At 64.8% G+C, this 12,942-nt stretch carries 15 protein-coding genes; 6 read left to right on the top strand and 9 right to left on the bottom strand.

All coding sequences use genetic code 11. The features are described from left to right. Nucleotides 1-4: 4 nt before the first annotated feature. The 3 genes from pal to PATSB16_RS07825 all read right to left on the bottom strand — a co-directional run bounded on the left by pal (nt 5) and on the right by PATSB16_RS07825 (nt 2,089). Entirely contained in the window at nt 5-544 is a 540-nt protein-coding gene (gene pal, locus PATSB16_RS07835; RefSeq protein ID WP_047216382.1) for a peptidoglycan-associated lipoprotein Pal, read from the bottom strand. Between the two features lie 213 nt (nt 545-757). Next, complete coding sequence (locus tag PATSB16_RS07830) at nt 758-1,318, bottom strand: acyloxyacyl hydrolase (RefSeq protein WP_047213584.1); 561 nt, start codon at nt 1,316-1,318, stop codon at nt 758-760. A gap of 249 nt (nt 1,319-1,567) precedes the next feature. Continuing rightward, complete coding sequence (locus PATSB16_RS07825; protein ID WP_047213582.1) at nt 1,568-2,089, bottom strand: DinB family protein; 522 nt, start codon at nt 2,087-2,089, stop codon at nt 1,568-1,570. Nucleotides 2,090-2,345: 256 nt separating this feature from the next. On the opposite strand from PATSB16_RS07825, the gene PATSB16_RS07820 reads away from it, so the two are divergent. Further along, nucleotides 2,346-2,825, top strand: a complete 480-nt coding sequence (locus tag PATSB16_RS07820) for a nuclear transport factor 2 family protein (protein WP_072628624.1) — start codon at nt 2,346-2,348, stop codon at nt 2,823-2,825. Between the two features lie 64 nt (nt 2,826-2,889). Next, on the top strand, nt 2,890-3,510 hold the full coding sequence (locus tag PATSB16_RS07815; RefSeq protein ID WP_052892618.1) for a restriction endonuclease: 621 nt from the start codon (nt 2,890-2,892) through the stop codon (nt 3,508-3,510). Between the two features lie 13 nt (nt 3,511-3,523). Here PATSB16_RS07815 and PATSB16_RS07810 read toward each other — a convergent pair whose 3' ends face one another. From PATSB16_RS07810 to PATSB16_RS07790, 5 genes are read right to left on the bottom strand one after another with little or no spacing between them, the layout of a single operon-like run. After that, complete coding sequence (locus tag PATSB16_RS07810; protein ID WP_052892617.1) at nt 3,524-5,068, bottom strand: class I adenylate-forming enzyme family protein; 1,545 nt, start codon at nt 5,066-5,068, stop codon at nt 3,524-3,526. 5 nt (nt 5,069-5,073) lie between these two features. Next, nucleotides 5,074-5,811, bottom strand: a complete 738-nt coding sequence (locus tag PATSB16_RS07805) for a CoA-transferase subunit beta (RefSeq protein WP_047213581.1) — start codon at nt 5,809-5,811, stop codon at nt 5,074-5,076. Further along, on the bottom strand, nt 5,804-6,637 hold the full coding sequence (locus PATSB16_RS07800) for a CoA transferase subunit A (RefSeq protein ID WP_047213580.1): 834 nt from the start codon (nt 6,635-6,637) through the stop codon (nt 5,804-5,806). Before PATSB16_RS07800 ends, PATSB16_RS07805 begins: the two co-directional genes overlap by 8 nt. Nucleotides 6,638-6,653: 16 nt before the next feature. Then, nucleotides 6,654-7,424 carry an enoyl-CoA hydratase/isomerase family protein gene (locus PATSB16_RS07795; protein ID WP_047213578.1) on the bottom strand — a complete coding sequence of 257 codons (771 nt, stop codon included), beginning with the start codon at nt 7,422-7,424 and terminating at the stop codon, nt 6,654-6,656. Then, on the bottom strand, nt 7,421-8,596 hold the full coding sequence (locus PATSB16_RS07790; protein WP_047213577.1) for a CaiB/BaiF CoA transferase family protein: 1,176 nt from the start codon (nt 8,594-8,596) through the stop codon (nt 7,421-7,423). Before PATSB16_RS07790 ends, PATSB16_RS07795 begins: the two co-directional genes overlap by 4 nt. Nucleotides 8,597-8,752: 156 nt before the next feature. Here PATSB16_RS07790 and tcuC point away from each other — a divergent pair, with 156 nt between their 5' ends. The 4 genes from tcuC (at nt 8,753) to PATSB16_RS07770 (ending at nt 11,553) form a co-directional block, all read left to right on the top strand. Next, on the top strand, nt 8,753-10,051 hold the full coding sequence (gene tcuC / locus PATSB16_RS07785) for a tricarballylate/proton symporter TcuC (protein ID WP_047213576.1): 1,299 nt from the start codon (nt 8,753-8,755) through the stop codon (nt 10,049-10,051). Between the two features lie 84 nt (nt 10,052-10,135). Further along, nucleotides 10,136-10,384: a type II toxin-antitoxin system Phd/YefM family antitoxin gene (locus PATSB16_RS07780; RefSeq protein WP_047213574.1), complete on the top strand. Its 249-nt coding sequence runs from the start codon at nt 10,136-10,138 to the stop codon at nt 10,382-10,384. Continuing rightward, complete coding sequence (locus PATSB16_RS07775) at nt 10,374-10,655, top strand: type II toxin-antitoxin system RelE family toxin (RefSeq protein ID WP_047213572.1); 282 nt, start codon at nt 10,374-10,376, stop codon at nt 10,653-10,655. Before PATSB16_RS07780 ends, PATSB16_RS07775 begins: the two co-directional genes overlap by 11 nt. Before the next feature lie 148 nt (nt 10,656-10,803). Further along, entirely contained in the window at nt 10,804-11,553 is a 750-nt protein-coding gene (locus PATSB16_RS07770; protein ID WP_047213571.1) for an IclR family transcriptional regulator, read from the top strand. A gap of 26 nt (nt 11,554-11,579) precedes the next feature. On the opposite strand, the gene PATSB16_RS07765 is transcribed toward PATSB16_RS07770, so the two are convergent. Continuing rightward, nucleotides 11,580-12,806, bottom strand: coding sequence for an MFS transporter (locus PATSB16_RS07765; protein WP_052892616.1), 1,227 nt, complete (start codon nt 12,804-12,806; stop codon nt 11,580-11,582). Between the last annotated feature and the right edge of the window lie 136 nt (nt 12,807-12,942).

The following is a 12,942-nucleotide window of genomic DNA, read 5'->3' as shown; positions in this document are numbered from 1 at the left end:
GCGTTTATTTGTAGACGATATCGGCGCGCCGGTTCTCGGCCCAGGCGGCCTCGTCGTGGCCGAGCGCCCGCGGCTGCTCCTTGCCTAGGCTCACCGCTTCCATCTGATTGTTCGGCACACCGAGCAGCGCCAGATACTTCAGCACGGCTTCGGAGCGCTTCTCGCCAAGCGCCAGGTTGTATTCGCTGGTGCCGCGCTCATCGGTGTTGCCCTGGATCAGGATGTGTTGCTGCGGATGCGCGATAAGGTATTTCGCGTGAGCTTCCAGCAGGCCTTGAAACTCCGGCTTGACAGTAGAGCTGTCGAAGTCGAAGTAGATGCTGCGCTTGGCCAGCGGACTATTTGGATTGTTCAGGTTATCGGCGCTGTTCAGGGTGCTGGTCTCTGTCGTGCCGGGCGCAACCCCTTGGGACTGCGAAGTGCCATTGCCGCTGCCGTTGCCCGCACTCGTGATCGGCGCAGGCTCGGTTTTGTTGCCCGACGAACACGCCGCCAGCAGGGTGATAGAGGCAATCACGAGAAAGTTGCGAAATGCGTTGTGCATAAAAACCTCGATGTGCGATACAAAATGGAAAACCACCCGCGAGTACCGACCGGCTCGTGAACACCCATTTGTCGGGCAAACGTGGCGGGCGCGTCATCCCCTGTGCCGCGCGCCGGTTAATTTTTCATGAGTGTAGAGGATTTTCGCGACGCTGGGGACACTCGCCCGCCAACCGATCGGACACCATCGCCGCATGGCACGGCGGGTGCGTCGTCAGAAATTGTATTGAAGGTAAATTTGACTGAAATTGGCGCCAGGATTCGGTTTCTTGATATCCGCGTTCGACACATGCTGGAAGCGGAAGCCGGCCAGATATTGCTGTCGGTGGCCGAACTGCACGCCAACGCCCACCATATCGGCAAACTGGAACGCGGTCGACAGGCTGTACGTGCTGGAGATGGTTGGACTCGACAGCAGCCGCACGCCGACGCCGCCCTCGATGAAGGGTCTTATCGCGCCTGAGGACTTGATGAAACGCACCACCGGCGTGACGCCGACCTCGGCAATATTCTCGTGCACATTACCCTCGTCGGTATGCCACCAGGCCAAATGCGCTTCGCCGATCAGCGAGAAATGCCAACCACCGACTTCCCACCAGGTCACATCCGGATCCCAGGCCAGACCGAGATCAAGCTTGCGGACGTGATGTTGAGCGATGCCGCCCGCCAATTGAATACCGAACGTGTCAGCCGATGCAGTACCGCTTGCGCTCAGTATTGCAGCCGCAAGGGCGCCGCCGAGCACCCTGTCCTGCCAAGCCTTTTTCTTGTTCATTCATCAACCGGTTGTGAGGATCGGGAATGGTCGCGCCAACAGTCTGGCATACCGCCGGGCAAGCACAAGGCCCGCGTGCGAGGACTTGCTCCACCACTCACACCTTATGCCAAACCCGATGCGATGGAAAGAAAAATCGTTCGGTCTACGAAAACATCCCGCAGACCTGGGGTAACGCATCCGGACGACGCATATCAATGCCGACACCAGGTCGGGACGGACGAACCTGGCCACGCATCGTCCGGTCATTCAAAGCAGTCCTTTGGCGACCATCCGCTGAAAAACAAGAAGATCGAGCTCGGGCGCCTGTCGGCCGAACCCGGTCAATAAGGCGTGCACCTGGCCGCGGTGGTGCGCATGGTGATTGAACCAATGCGCGAGAGCCGGCGCGAGCGGCTGCGTCACCACCTCCGGCGTGGACACCCGGCGGTACGTAATGGCGCCAGCCAGGGCCGCGTCGTCGAGCCCGCTCACGTAGCGAACGATGCGCGCGTCTTCGATCTCGCGCGCACCGCGCAACTCGTCGAACGCTTCGCACAGAATCGCATCGAGCCGGTCGGGTGCATCGCCCTCGCCGGTAAAGCGCCGCATCCAGACGCGATCGGTTACCAGCAGGTGGTTCAACGTTCCGTGCACCGACTTGAAAAAAGCCCCTCGGTCGGCACGATAATCGGCATCGGGAAGATCGCCTGCCGCTTCGAACAAGCGGGTATTGGCCCATTCGTTGTAGCGTGCCAGCGTATCGAAATGCTCCTTGAGCGGTCCTGCCATGACTTTACCTCCTGATGTTTTCGCCAAACCCTGGCGCCGGGCCAGGTGTCGCCGTGAGGACGATCTTAGCGCCACTGCCTCCGATATCAAAGTCACTGGCTCGATGCGCCGCAGTGAAGTCATCGCGGCCTGGATTTGCGCCACGCTCGCGCGGTACGCGTGGAGCTGCCGAACCGGCTTTCCGCCAGCGGGTTGCGTGCCGCCGACAGGTTACGTAGCATGCTTCGGTTCGCCTCGCTCATTTGCCCCCGACAACATGGAACCCATCCTCGCCACCGATCCCGCACTGACGGACGTGCTCGACGCCCTCGTTCGGCGCGAGCCGATCTTTCATCGCCCCGAGTTCGGTACGACACGCGACGCTCTCGAGCGCATGACCGACGCGGCATTCTGGGAGGTCGGCGCGTCGGGGCGACGCTACAGCCGGAAGTATGTGATCGACACCGTGCTGGCGCGGCATGCGAATCCGACGCCCGACCTGTGGCAAGCAGAAGGTTTTCATTGCCTCGAAATCGCCCCCGACAATTTTCTGCTGACCTATACGTTACGGCAAGGCGAACGCACTACGCGTCGCGCAACGATTTGGCGGCGCGACGGCGACGCGTGGCGCATCGTGTTTCATCAGGGCACCGTGGTCGCGCCGCCGGATGCGCAGTCCCAGGGCGACAGGCCGTCCCGGCCGGTCGAAACTCACCCCGGTGACGCGAACACTCCCCCTCCGCAAGCCGTTTTGTAGTATTTTTCTCCCCCCGACGACTTCTCTATGCATCCCCGTCATGGCCCATCGCAAGTCCCGAGGCATGAAACGATCCAGACCATCGCTGCGATCGGCCGTCTCGGTACTGTCGCTGCTGGCCGTGGCGGCAGTCGTGAACCGGCATCTGCCGACGCTCGAACGGCTTGCCGCACACGCCCTGCCCGTCGCCTCGGGCTTGGCCGTTGCGGCACTGGCTTTGCTGGGGTTGGGCTGGGGTGCCGGCAAACTGGTCGGCGCCTGGCGCCGGGCGCGCCGTCAACGGGCCATTCGGCTGGCCGACATCGACCGCATGAGCGGACATGAATTCGAGCACTATGTCGCGCGCCTGCTGGCCCACCGGGGTTTCGATACGCGCGTGACGCAAAGCTCCGGCGACCTGGGCGTCGACATCGTCGCGCACCGGGCCCAGGCCCGCTATGCAATACAGTGCAAGCGACAAAATGCCAACGTCGCGCGCACCGCGGTCAGTGATGCGGTGGCCGGCAAGGCGCCCTATCGATGCACGCATGCGATGGTGGTGACCAACCGCTATTTCACCCCGGGCGCGGCCAAACTGGCCCGCGCCACACAGTGCGTTCTGGTCGATCGCGACCAACTGGCAGTATGGCTGCTCGAGCTCCAACAGCACCACGGTCGCCGCGCATTGTCGCGCGACGCCGTGTGAGCACCGCCCGGGGTCAGGCCGCGACGCCCCGCGCGACCCGCGCGGCCAGCACCTTGCGGTCGACCTTGCCCACCGCCGTCTCAGGCAACGCCGGCACGAAAAACACTTCTTGCGGGACGTAAATGCGCGACAGCTTGCGGCGCACCGCGTCGCATACCTGGGCGGCGTCGACCGAGACTTCACCACCACGCACGACGAACGCCACGGGCACCTCGCCAAGATCGCGGTCGGCTCGCCCGACCACGCAGCAGGCCGCCACGCGCGTCTGGCTGACGATCACGCTTTCGATCAGCAACGGCGAGAGATTCTCGCCGCCACGAATAATGACGTCCTTGATGCGCCCGGTCACATACAGGTAACCATCTTCATCGAAACGACCGAGGTCGCCGGTGCCGAGCCAGCCGTCGACCACCGCGCGGCTGGTGGCATCGGGCGCACCCAGGTAGCCGGCCATCAGGCTGGGCCCGCCGATGCATATCTCACCCTCGCGGCCCGGCACGTCGGTGAGCGAGCCGTCCGCTTCGCGCAACCGCACGCACTGCCCGTTGAGCACCGTGCCGACCGAGCCGATGCGGCGCGCCGCCGGCGGATTCATCGCGCTGGTGCAAGTCGCCTCCGATAAGCCATACGACACCACCAGCGGGCAACCGAGTTTCTCCTCGACCTGCCGGTGCAGCGTTTCGGTGATGGGCGCCGAGCCGCAGCGCGCCATGCGCAGACTGGCCAGTGCCTGCGCCTCGAACGGCTGCGCCAGCATCCGTGAGTACATTGTCGGCACGCCGGTAATGATGGTCGGCCGGTGACGCGCCATCAGCTGCGGCATTTGCTCGGCACGAAAGCGTTCGGCGAAAACCACGCCTGCCCCGGCCAGCAGCGGCGCGAACAACTGGTTGTTGAGGCCGTTGGTGTGATAGATCGGCATCACGTGCAGCAGGCGGTCGGTGCTGCCGAGTTCGCTGTGCGCGATCACCCCAAGCGCATTGTTCAGCAGCGCCGCCTGAGTCAGTTCAACCGCCTTGGGCCGGCCAGTGCTGCCCGACGTAAACAGCAGCAGCGCGCGAGTGTCCGGCGCGATCGCATGGGTCATCCGCTCGGCCGTTGCGGCATCTGCCAGCGTGTCGGGCGTAGCCAACGCGTGGAGCTCGAAAGCGTCGAGCCCGGGCAACGTCAATGCGTCGGCCAGCGCTCGATGCTCGTCATCGAACGCGAGCCATCGGGCGTCGACCAGTGTCAGGCGTTCGCCGACCTCCTGCCCGGGCAGCGACGGTTCGATTACGCATGGGCACATGCCGGCGCGAATACTCGCCAGCAGCAACAACACCGCGTCGAGCGAGCGCCGCATCGTAATCGCGAGCACGTCGCCCGGCGCCGCGCCGCGCGCGAGCAGCGCCGTCGCCAGGTGTGCCGTACGCGCCTCGAGCTGCGCGTAGGTAAGGCTGCGCTCGCCGTCGCTCAACGCCGTCAACGACTGAACCTGCGCGGCACGCCAGTAGCTTGCCATTGCGTGCGCCAACGTTGCGGGCGGCTCGCTGGCTTCGAGAATCGTGGGAATCCGCATGGCGCTCACCGAAGACGAATGGCGGCGTCGCGCTCGAATTGCCCGTCCGGATCGAGCGAGTGCAGCGCCTGCTGCTCGCGCGGGGTCGGCAGCGGCGTGGGCGTCGCACCGGTGGCATCGAACTCGAAGCCGGTGCGCTCGCGCACCTCCGCCAGACTCGAGGCGGGATGCCACGATTGCAGTGCCAGCCGGTCATCACGCTTGACGAACACCGCAATCGGCGTGGCAACGCCATGCATGCCGCCCCACGAGGTCATGAAATCGAGCTTCTCCACCAGCGTGCGGCGCGAGTGTTCGGTGCGCCACGTGCATGCGCGCCGCGCGGTCGGCAGCATTACCGCGCCGCCCCCGCCGCCCGGCAGGCGCACCTTGGGGTGCGCCCACTCGCCGATGCACGAGTTATTGGCGCAGCCCGCGCCGTCGAGCTGCGCGGCGCCGAGAAAGGTCAAATCCATGCGCCCGCGCGTGCACAGATCGTAGAAATCCTCGTTGGCAAAAATCGACGCCGAGCCTTCGGCCAGCACCGGATCGGAGCTCGACAGCGGGACCGACGACGGACTCGGATCGACCCCGCCCGCCACGTTGATGTAGACGAAGTTCCAGTCATAGGCCCGCTTGGCCATCAGGCAAGCCAGCATCGGCAAGGTCGAATTCACACCGCTGAAGGTGATCTCGTTGGGGCGAATGAAACGCGCCAGATTGGTCACGATATAGGAAAAGCCCGACCATTCTTGCTCATGCATGATGCTCGCTCCTTGCTTCCGGTGCGCGCGCCAGGTGGGCCTCGAGCGCGCCGGGTTCATTGGACAGATACGCCTCGACCGCCGGGTAGTCGATCTCATAAGCCGGCCAGCACGAACCCGGCCAGGCACCGCCCGGGAGCACCGCATAAGCCTGCACCATGAAATAAGGCACGACCGTCAACTCCGGCTGCCTGGCAAAGTCTTCGTCGGATACCGTCTCGGCGACCACCAGCACGCTCTTGGCCGCGCGGCTGAGGATGCGGTCCCAATGATAGGTCCCGGCGATGCGCACGTTGCCGTCCCGGTCGATGCTGCTGGCGTGCAGCACCGCAAAGTCGGGCGTGATGGCCGGGATGACCCAGGTCTTCTCGCCGCTGCCGTAGGGGTCTTCGATGCATTGCCAGCCGTTGATGCGCGTCAGGTCGCTACCGTGCAGACCGCCGCAGGGCTGGAACGGCACGCCGAACGCGGCCGCGCGCAGCCCGGCCGTCAGGCTCGCGCAGGCATGCTCCTCCAGCGCGAGCGCGCCGCGCTCGACCGCTTTGCGGTAATGCGGCGCGAGGCCGAAATTGCCTTCCATCGCGACAATGCCGCAGCGCGCGCGCGCAGCCACGCCGGCCCGGCACAGGATGTCGATGTCATAGCCAGGCGATTGCTTGATGATTTCGAGCTCGCGCTTTTCCTGGCGGATCAGTTCGCGCACGAAAGCGAACGGGCCGCGATGCAGGAAACTGCCGCCGAGCGCGACCGATGCGCCATTGGGCACGAGCGCCGCGAGCGCTTCCAGCGTCACGCGCTTGTCTTTGTCGGGGAAACCTGAACTCATGGGAGCTCCTTGCGATCTAGGAACGTTGGGCCGGGGTCGACGCGGTGCCCGCCTGGCCCGCGCCGGCCGGATGGCGGTAGGCATCGATGCGCTGCTTGAGCCCGGGCACGGCGGCCGAGCGCACCAGCGCGGCGAGTTCGGCGTCGGCCTGGGCGAACTCGGATGCGCGCAGCACGGCGAGCAACTGCGCGCGGCTTGCCGCCGGCAATGCCGTGGCGCGTGCCACGGCCTCGGCCTGCACTTCGGCGAACTGTTCGGGCGCCGCCACCTGTTCGATAAAACCGTTGCGCAATGCGCGCTCGACGTCGAACGTCGCCGAGGTCTCCAGCAGACGCTGGGCCTCGCGCACACCGACGATGCGCGCCAGACGGGCAGAGCCCAGCACCAGCCCGAACTGCAGGCCCGGCATCCTGAACGTCGTGCCGGGGGCCGCCACGCGCAGATTGCATGCGGCGATCAGATCGACCCCCGCGCCGAAATTGCGCCCGTGCGCCAGCGCTACCGTAAGAAACGGCGCGCCGGCCACGCGCTGCAGCAATTGTTCGATGCGCACGAAGCGAAGCAGCAAATCCCCTTCGCTGTGCTGCTCGACCCCGCTCATATCGAACCCGGCGCTGAAGCAGCGTCCTTCTCCCTGCAGCGACACTGCCGCCACCTGGGCCGCCGCCGCGGTATCGAGCGCGTCGATCAGCGCCTCGACCATCTCCGCCGACAGCGCATTGAGCTTGTCGGGCCGGTTCAGCGTAATCGACCAATGGGTCGTCTGCCTGTCGATCGTCAGGATCATGCCTGGTCCTCCGTGACAGGAGCGGCAGCTGCTGCGACCAGGTCGCCGAGCAACGCCTCGTTGTGCTCGCCGAGCGCCGGCGGACGCAGGCGGATGGCCGGCGTTTGGCCGGAAAAGCGGATCGGCGAGCCGAACGTCCTGGTTGCGACGCCGTTTGGCAGCGTCAGTGGCTGCACCCAGCCCATATGCTCGACCTGAGCGTCGGCCAGCACTTCCGAATACGTATTGATCGGCGCGCACGGCACCCCGGCGGCGCGAAAACGCTCGAGCCACTGCACGGCGTCGGCCGCGGCGAAGATGTCTTCGAGCAACCCGCGCAATTCGACCTGATGGCGCGCACGCAGCGTAGGGCTGGTAAAGCGCGCGTCGCCCGCCAGCTCGGGGCGCCCGATCACCTCGCACACCGCACGCCACAGCGCGTCGTTGCCGGCTGCCATGCCGAAATACGTGTCGCGCGCCTTGAAGGCCTGATAAGGCGCATTGCGCGGATGGGCCGAGCCGAGCTTCACCGGGTCGTTGCCGGTGCCGAAATATTCCGAGGTCTGCAGCGCCGCGATGGCCAGCGTCGCACCCAGCATCGGTACGTCGATATGCGTGCCCTCCCCGCTCGTGGCAACACCGCGCAGGGCCGAGACGACCGAGAACGCCGCATACAGCCCGGCCGAAAAATCCGCCAGCGGCACACCGCACTTGACCGGTGCGCCGCCCGGCTCGCCCGTCACGCTCATGATGCCGCTCATGGCTTGCACCGTCAGATCGAAGCCGCCCTCCTGCGCGCGCGGCCCGCTCTGCCCGTAAGCAGAAATCGAGCAATACACGATACGTGGGTTGAGCGCCCGGGCTTGTTCGTAGCCCAGCCCCAGGCGGCTCATCACGCCAGGGCGATTGTTCTCGATGACCACATCGGCCGTACGAATCAGTTCGCGCGCCTGTGCAGCCTGCGCCGGCGCCTTCAGGTCGAGCGTGACCGAGCGTTTGTTGCGGTTGAGCGAGGCGAAATTCTCGCTGAAGCCATCGGAAATCGGCGGCCACGCGCGCAGCGTGTCGCCACCGCCCGGATGCTCGACCTTGATCACGTCGGCGCCCATGTCGGCCAGCAACATGCCGCAATACGGTCCTGCGGCGACGTTACAGAACTCGATCACCCTAATGCCCTGCAGTGGTGCTTCCATCTCGATCCTCATCTGTTGATTTGATGACTGCCGCAATTGCCGCTTGACTCGTATTGTGCAACGGTGCCAGTATCCTGTAAACCAAAATATAAAACACGCGTCCTACATAATAGGATTCAATGAAAGCATGCTTATAACCAGGAGATATCGACAGTGATGCAGACGCAATCGACCAGACAAGCCAGCGCCGGCGCCGTATTCCGCGTGGTCAGCGGGAATTTCCTCGAGATGTACGATTTCATGGTGTACGGGTTCTATGCGTCGGCGATCGCCAAGGCCATGTTCCCCGCGCACGACCCGTTCGTCTCCCTGATGCTGTCGCTGGCAACCTTCGGCATGGGATTCCTGATGCGCCCGCTCGGCGCCATCGTGCTTGGCTCGTATATGGATACCCACGGGCGGCGCGCCGGGCTGATCGTCACCCTGAGCCTGATGTCGATCGGCGTGCTGCTGATCGCGCTCACACCCAGCTACGCGGCTATCGGCATCGCTGCGCCCGCGCTGGTGATCTTCGGGCGCCTGCTGCAGGGTTTCTCGGCAGGCGCCGAATCGGGCGGCGTTTCCGTGTACCTGTCGGAAATCGCGCCGCCGGGCCGGCGTGGCTTCTTCGTCTCGTGGCAGTCCGCCAGCCAGCAGATTTCGGTGTTGCTGGCAGCCGTGCTGGGCGTGGTGCTGCGCTTTTCGTTGAGCGACGCGCAGATGCTGGCCTGGGGCTGGCGCATTCCGTTTCTGTTCGGTTGCGGGATCATTCCGGTGCTGTTCTGGATTCGCCGCTCGGTGCAAGAGTCGCACGTCTTCAAAGCGCAAAAGCGGCAAAGCGCGGGCGAACTGTTCCGCTCGCTGGGCGCCAACTGGAAGATCATCTTCTGGTCGATGCTGCTGGTCACCCTTACCAGCATCATGTTCTATCTGATCACCGCCTACACGCCCACCTTCGGCCGCGTCGAACTCGGCCTCAAGCCGATCGACACCTTCTGGGTCACGATCTGCGTGGCGCTGACGACTTTCACCATGATTCCGGTCATGGCCATCGTCTCCGACCGCGTCGGCCGCCGCCCCATGCTGATTGGCGCGTCGCTGGCGATCGCCGTGGCCGCGTATCCGATGATGCGCTGGCTGATCGGTGCTCCGTCGTTCGGCAACCTGCTGCTGGTGGAAGTGGCGTTTGCCGTGCTGTACGCGACATATCAAGCCTCGCTGGTGGTCACGCTCACCGAGATCATCCCGGCCAATGTGCGCGGCACCGGTTTCTCGCTGGCCTACAGTCTGGCCCAGGCGATTTTCGGCGGCTTCACGCCGGCGATCTGCACGGCGCTGATCCACACTACCGGCAACAAGGCTATGCCTGGCGCCTGGCTGGCCGCCGGCGCGCTGCTCGCGCTGATCGCCACGCTGGTCGTGGTGCGCGGGGACTTGCAAACAAGTGAGTCGAGGTCAATGCCGGCAATGCCATGAAGGGCGGTGGCGCGGCTGGCCAGCACAAAAAAATGCTTTTAATGGTGCTACAATCAGCACCATTAAAAGCACGGATTAAAAATCATGCCACATCGTATTCTCGCCGAGACCACCGCCAGCGTCTCTGAGCTCAAGCGCAACCCCATGGGGACCGTAGCCGCTGGCGACGGGCTGCCGGTTGCGATTCTCAATCGCAATGAACCGGCCTTCTACTGCGTGCCGGCGCAAGCTTATGAAGCGTTGATGGAAAAAATCGAAGACATGGAGTTGAATGTCATCGCCGATGCTCGCGCCGACCAACCAGTCATCAAAGTAACGCTCGATGAGCTTTGAGCTGGGCTTTCTCGACGAGGCACTGAAGGAATGGCGCAAACTCGATGCGTCGACCCGGGAACACTTCAAGGCCAAGTTAGGCGAGCGGCTGGCCAACCCGCGCGTGCCCAGCGCGAAGTTAAGCGGACATGCGAATCGTTACAAGATCAAATTGCGCAACGCAGGCTATCGCCTGGTCTACGAAGTACGTGACAGCGAGTTGATCGTTGTAGTAGTCGCCGTAGGCAAGTGCGAGCGAGCCGCAGTGTATAAAGCCGCGGCCCGGCGCTAGGTATGGCGAGGCCGGTGCGCACGCAATACGATCCGACCTGATTTGTCGACGGCGGCAGCGGTGCGCACTACCGGGGGGCAGATGGAACTGGTTTCTCTATACGCTCTGCCTGCCGTGCTAGACTGCCGCACCCTCAGGACGCCTCCCCATGGACAAGACACTGCTCAAGGGGCTCATGGTGCTCGAAGCCGTCACCGACGTCGCGCACCAGCCCAGGACCATCGACGAATTGGCCACGCGCGTCGGCCTCACGCGCAGCAACACGCACCGTACGCTGCAGACGCTGATGCATGCCGGCTACGTGGTCAAGGACGAGCAGTCCGGCGGCTATCGCGGCACCATTCGCCTGTTCGAGCTCGGCGCGCGTCAACTCGCGCAGCTCGACGTGCGCAAGGTCGCACTGCCTGCGATGCGCGCGCTTGCCGAACTGACCGGTGAAACGGTCCATCTATCGGTGCTCGACGGACTGGACGTGGTCTACGTCGAAAAAATCGACAGCGCGCAGCCGATCCGCGCCTACTCGATGGTCGGCGGACGCGGCCCCGCCTATGCGGTGGCCACCGGCAAGGCCTTGCTCGCCTACCAACCGGAAGGCTACCTCGAGCGCTATGCCGATCGGCTCGTGCGGCACACGCCGCAGACCATCACCGCACTGCCGGTCCTGCACGACGAATTGCGCAAGGTCGTGCGCCTGGGCTATTCGATCAATCGCGGCGAATGGCGTGACGGCGTGGGCGGCGTCGCCGCGGCAGTCTTCAACGGCCTCGACCAGCCGATTGCCGCGCTCGGCATTTCCGGCCCGATCGAACGGCTCAGCCCAAAACAAATGAAGGAATTTGCGCCGCACGTGCAGGCGCGCGCGCTGGAAATTTCACGCGCGATGGGCTATCGCGGCTGACGGCCGGCGCAGGCGCTCAGAGAACGTTACACCGCCGCGGCCAGGGTTCGGCGCGGGCGCATCAGCCAGGCCAGCCCGGCGGTCACCGCCAGCGTAAACACGTACAGGCCACCGGTGCCGAGCACGCGCATGCAGACTGCGGCGATGGCCGGGCCGGCACTGCCGCCGAGCGAGAACGTCAGCAGCAAGGCGGCGCTGACGGCCACCCGCTTGCCGGGGTTGATCCGGTCGTTCACGTCCGACACGATCACGCCATACAGAGAGAAGATCAGCGCCACATAAACAAACAGCGTCGTGTCGACGACGACATGCGAGCGCGCCACCACCAGCACCGCGCTGGCAAGCGCGGTCATCAATGCCAACGCGCACAGAATGGTCCGGCGCTCGCTGAAATCCGACCAGCGCCCCACCGGCCACTGGGCCAGCAAGGCACCGATCAACGCGATCCCCATCGCCTGTGCGATCGCCGCGTTGCCATAGCCGATGCGCGTCAGATAAACCGGCGTCATCGCGTAGAACGCGCTCGACAGCACGCCCGCGATGACACTGGCCGGTACGCAGCGAGGCGCGGCGTCCCACAATTCGCGCAGTCCGTCGAGCGCGCGCGCCTGGGCGCGCGCCGAAGGCAGCGGCGCCGGCAACGGACCCGCCCCCACATGCCCGGCGGGAATGCTCGATGTATTCACCGCCGGCGCCGCCGGCAATTCGGCCTGCGGCACGATCCAGCTTCCCAACAGCGCCGCCGGAATCACCGATCCCACCAGCAGGCCAGCCACCATCAGCCATTGCAACGCACCAGCGGCCTGAGTCGTGCCCAGCAGGAACTGCCCGGCGCTCACCCCCACATAAGTCACCACCAGGTAAGTGCCGAAGGCCCGGCCGCGTTCGCGATTCTGCACCGCCGTATTGATGCTGCTCTCGAGCGAGGTGAAGATAAACACCATGCTGACGCCGGAAACCGTGCGCAGCAGCGCCCACGCCGCAGGCGCATCGAACCGCGCGAAGCCCAGCGCGCTGAGCGCGCCGAGCGCGCCGAACGCAACGAACGCGCGGTGCTGCCCGATCCGCGTCACCAGGCGCCCGGCAACCGGTGCGCCAAAAATAAAGCCGACGTAGTAGCACGATTGCACCAGCCCGACCGTCAGCGACGACCACTGGGCGTGCAGCAGCTGCAATGACACCAGGGTGGTCAGCAGGCTATTGCCGGCGATCAGAATCGCATAGCCCAGCAGCAGGCCGAACAGAGCACGCACGCCGAGCTCCTAATGCGGCCGAACCAGTCTTGCGCTCGCGCGTCTTTCGCAGGCAGATCGTGACGGAGGTTGCGAACGCCTGGCGGGCGCGCCCGGCAATCGATCGACACCACTCATCTTGCTGCCTGCCATCTGT

The organism is Pandoraea thiooxydans (assembly GCF_001931675.1).
Lineage (GTDB): Bacteria > Pseudomonadota > Gammaproteobacteria > Burkholderiales > Burkholderiaceae > Pandoraea > Pandoraea thiooxydans.
This window is presented reverse-complemented; position numbering and strand designations above follow the sequence as displayed.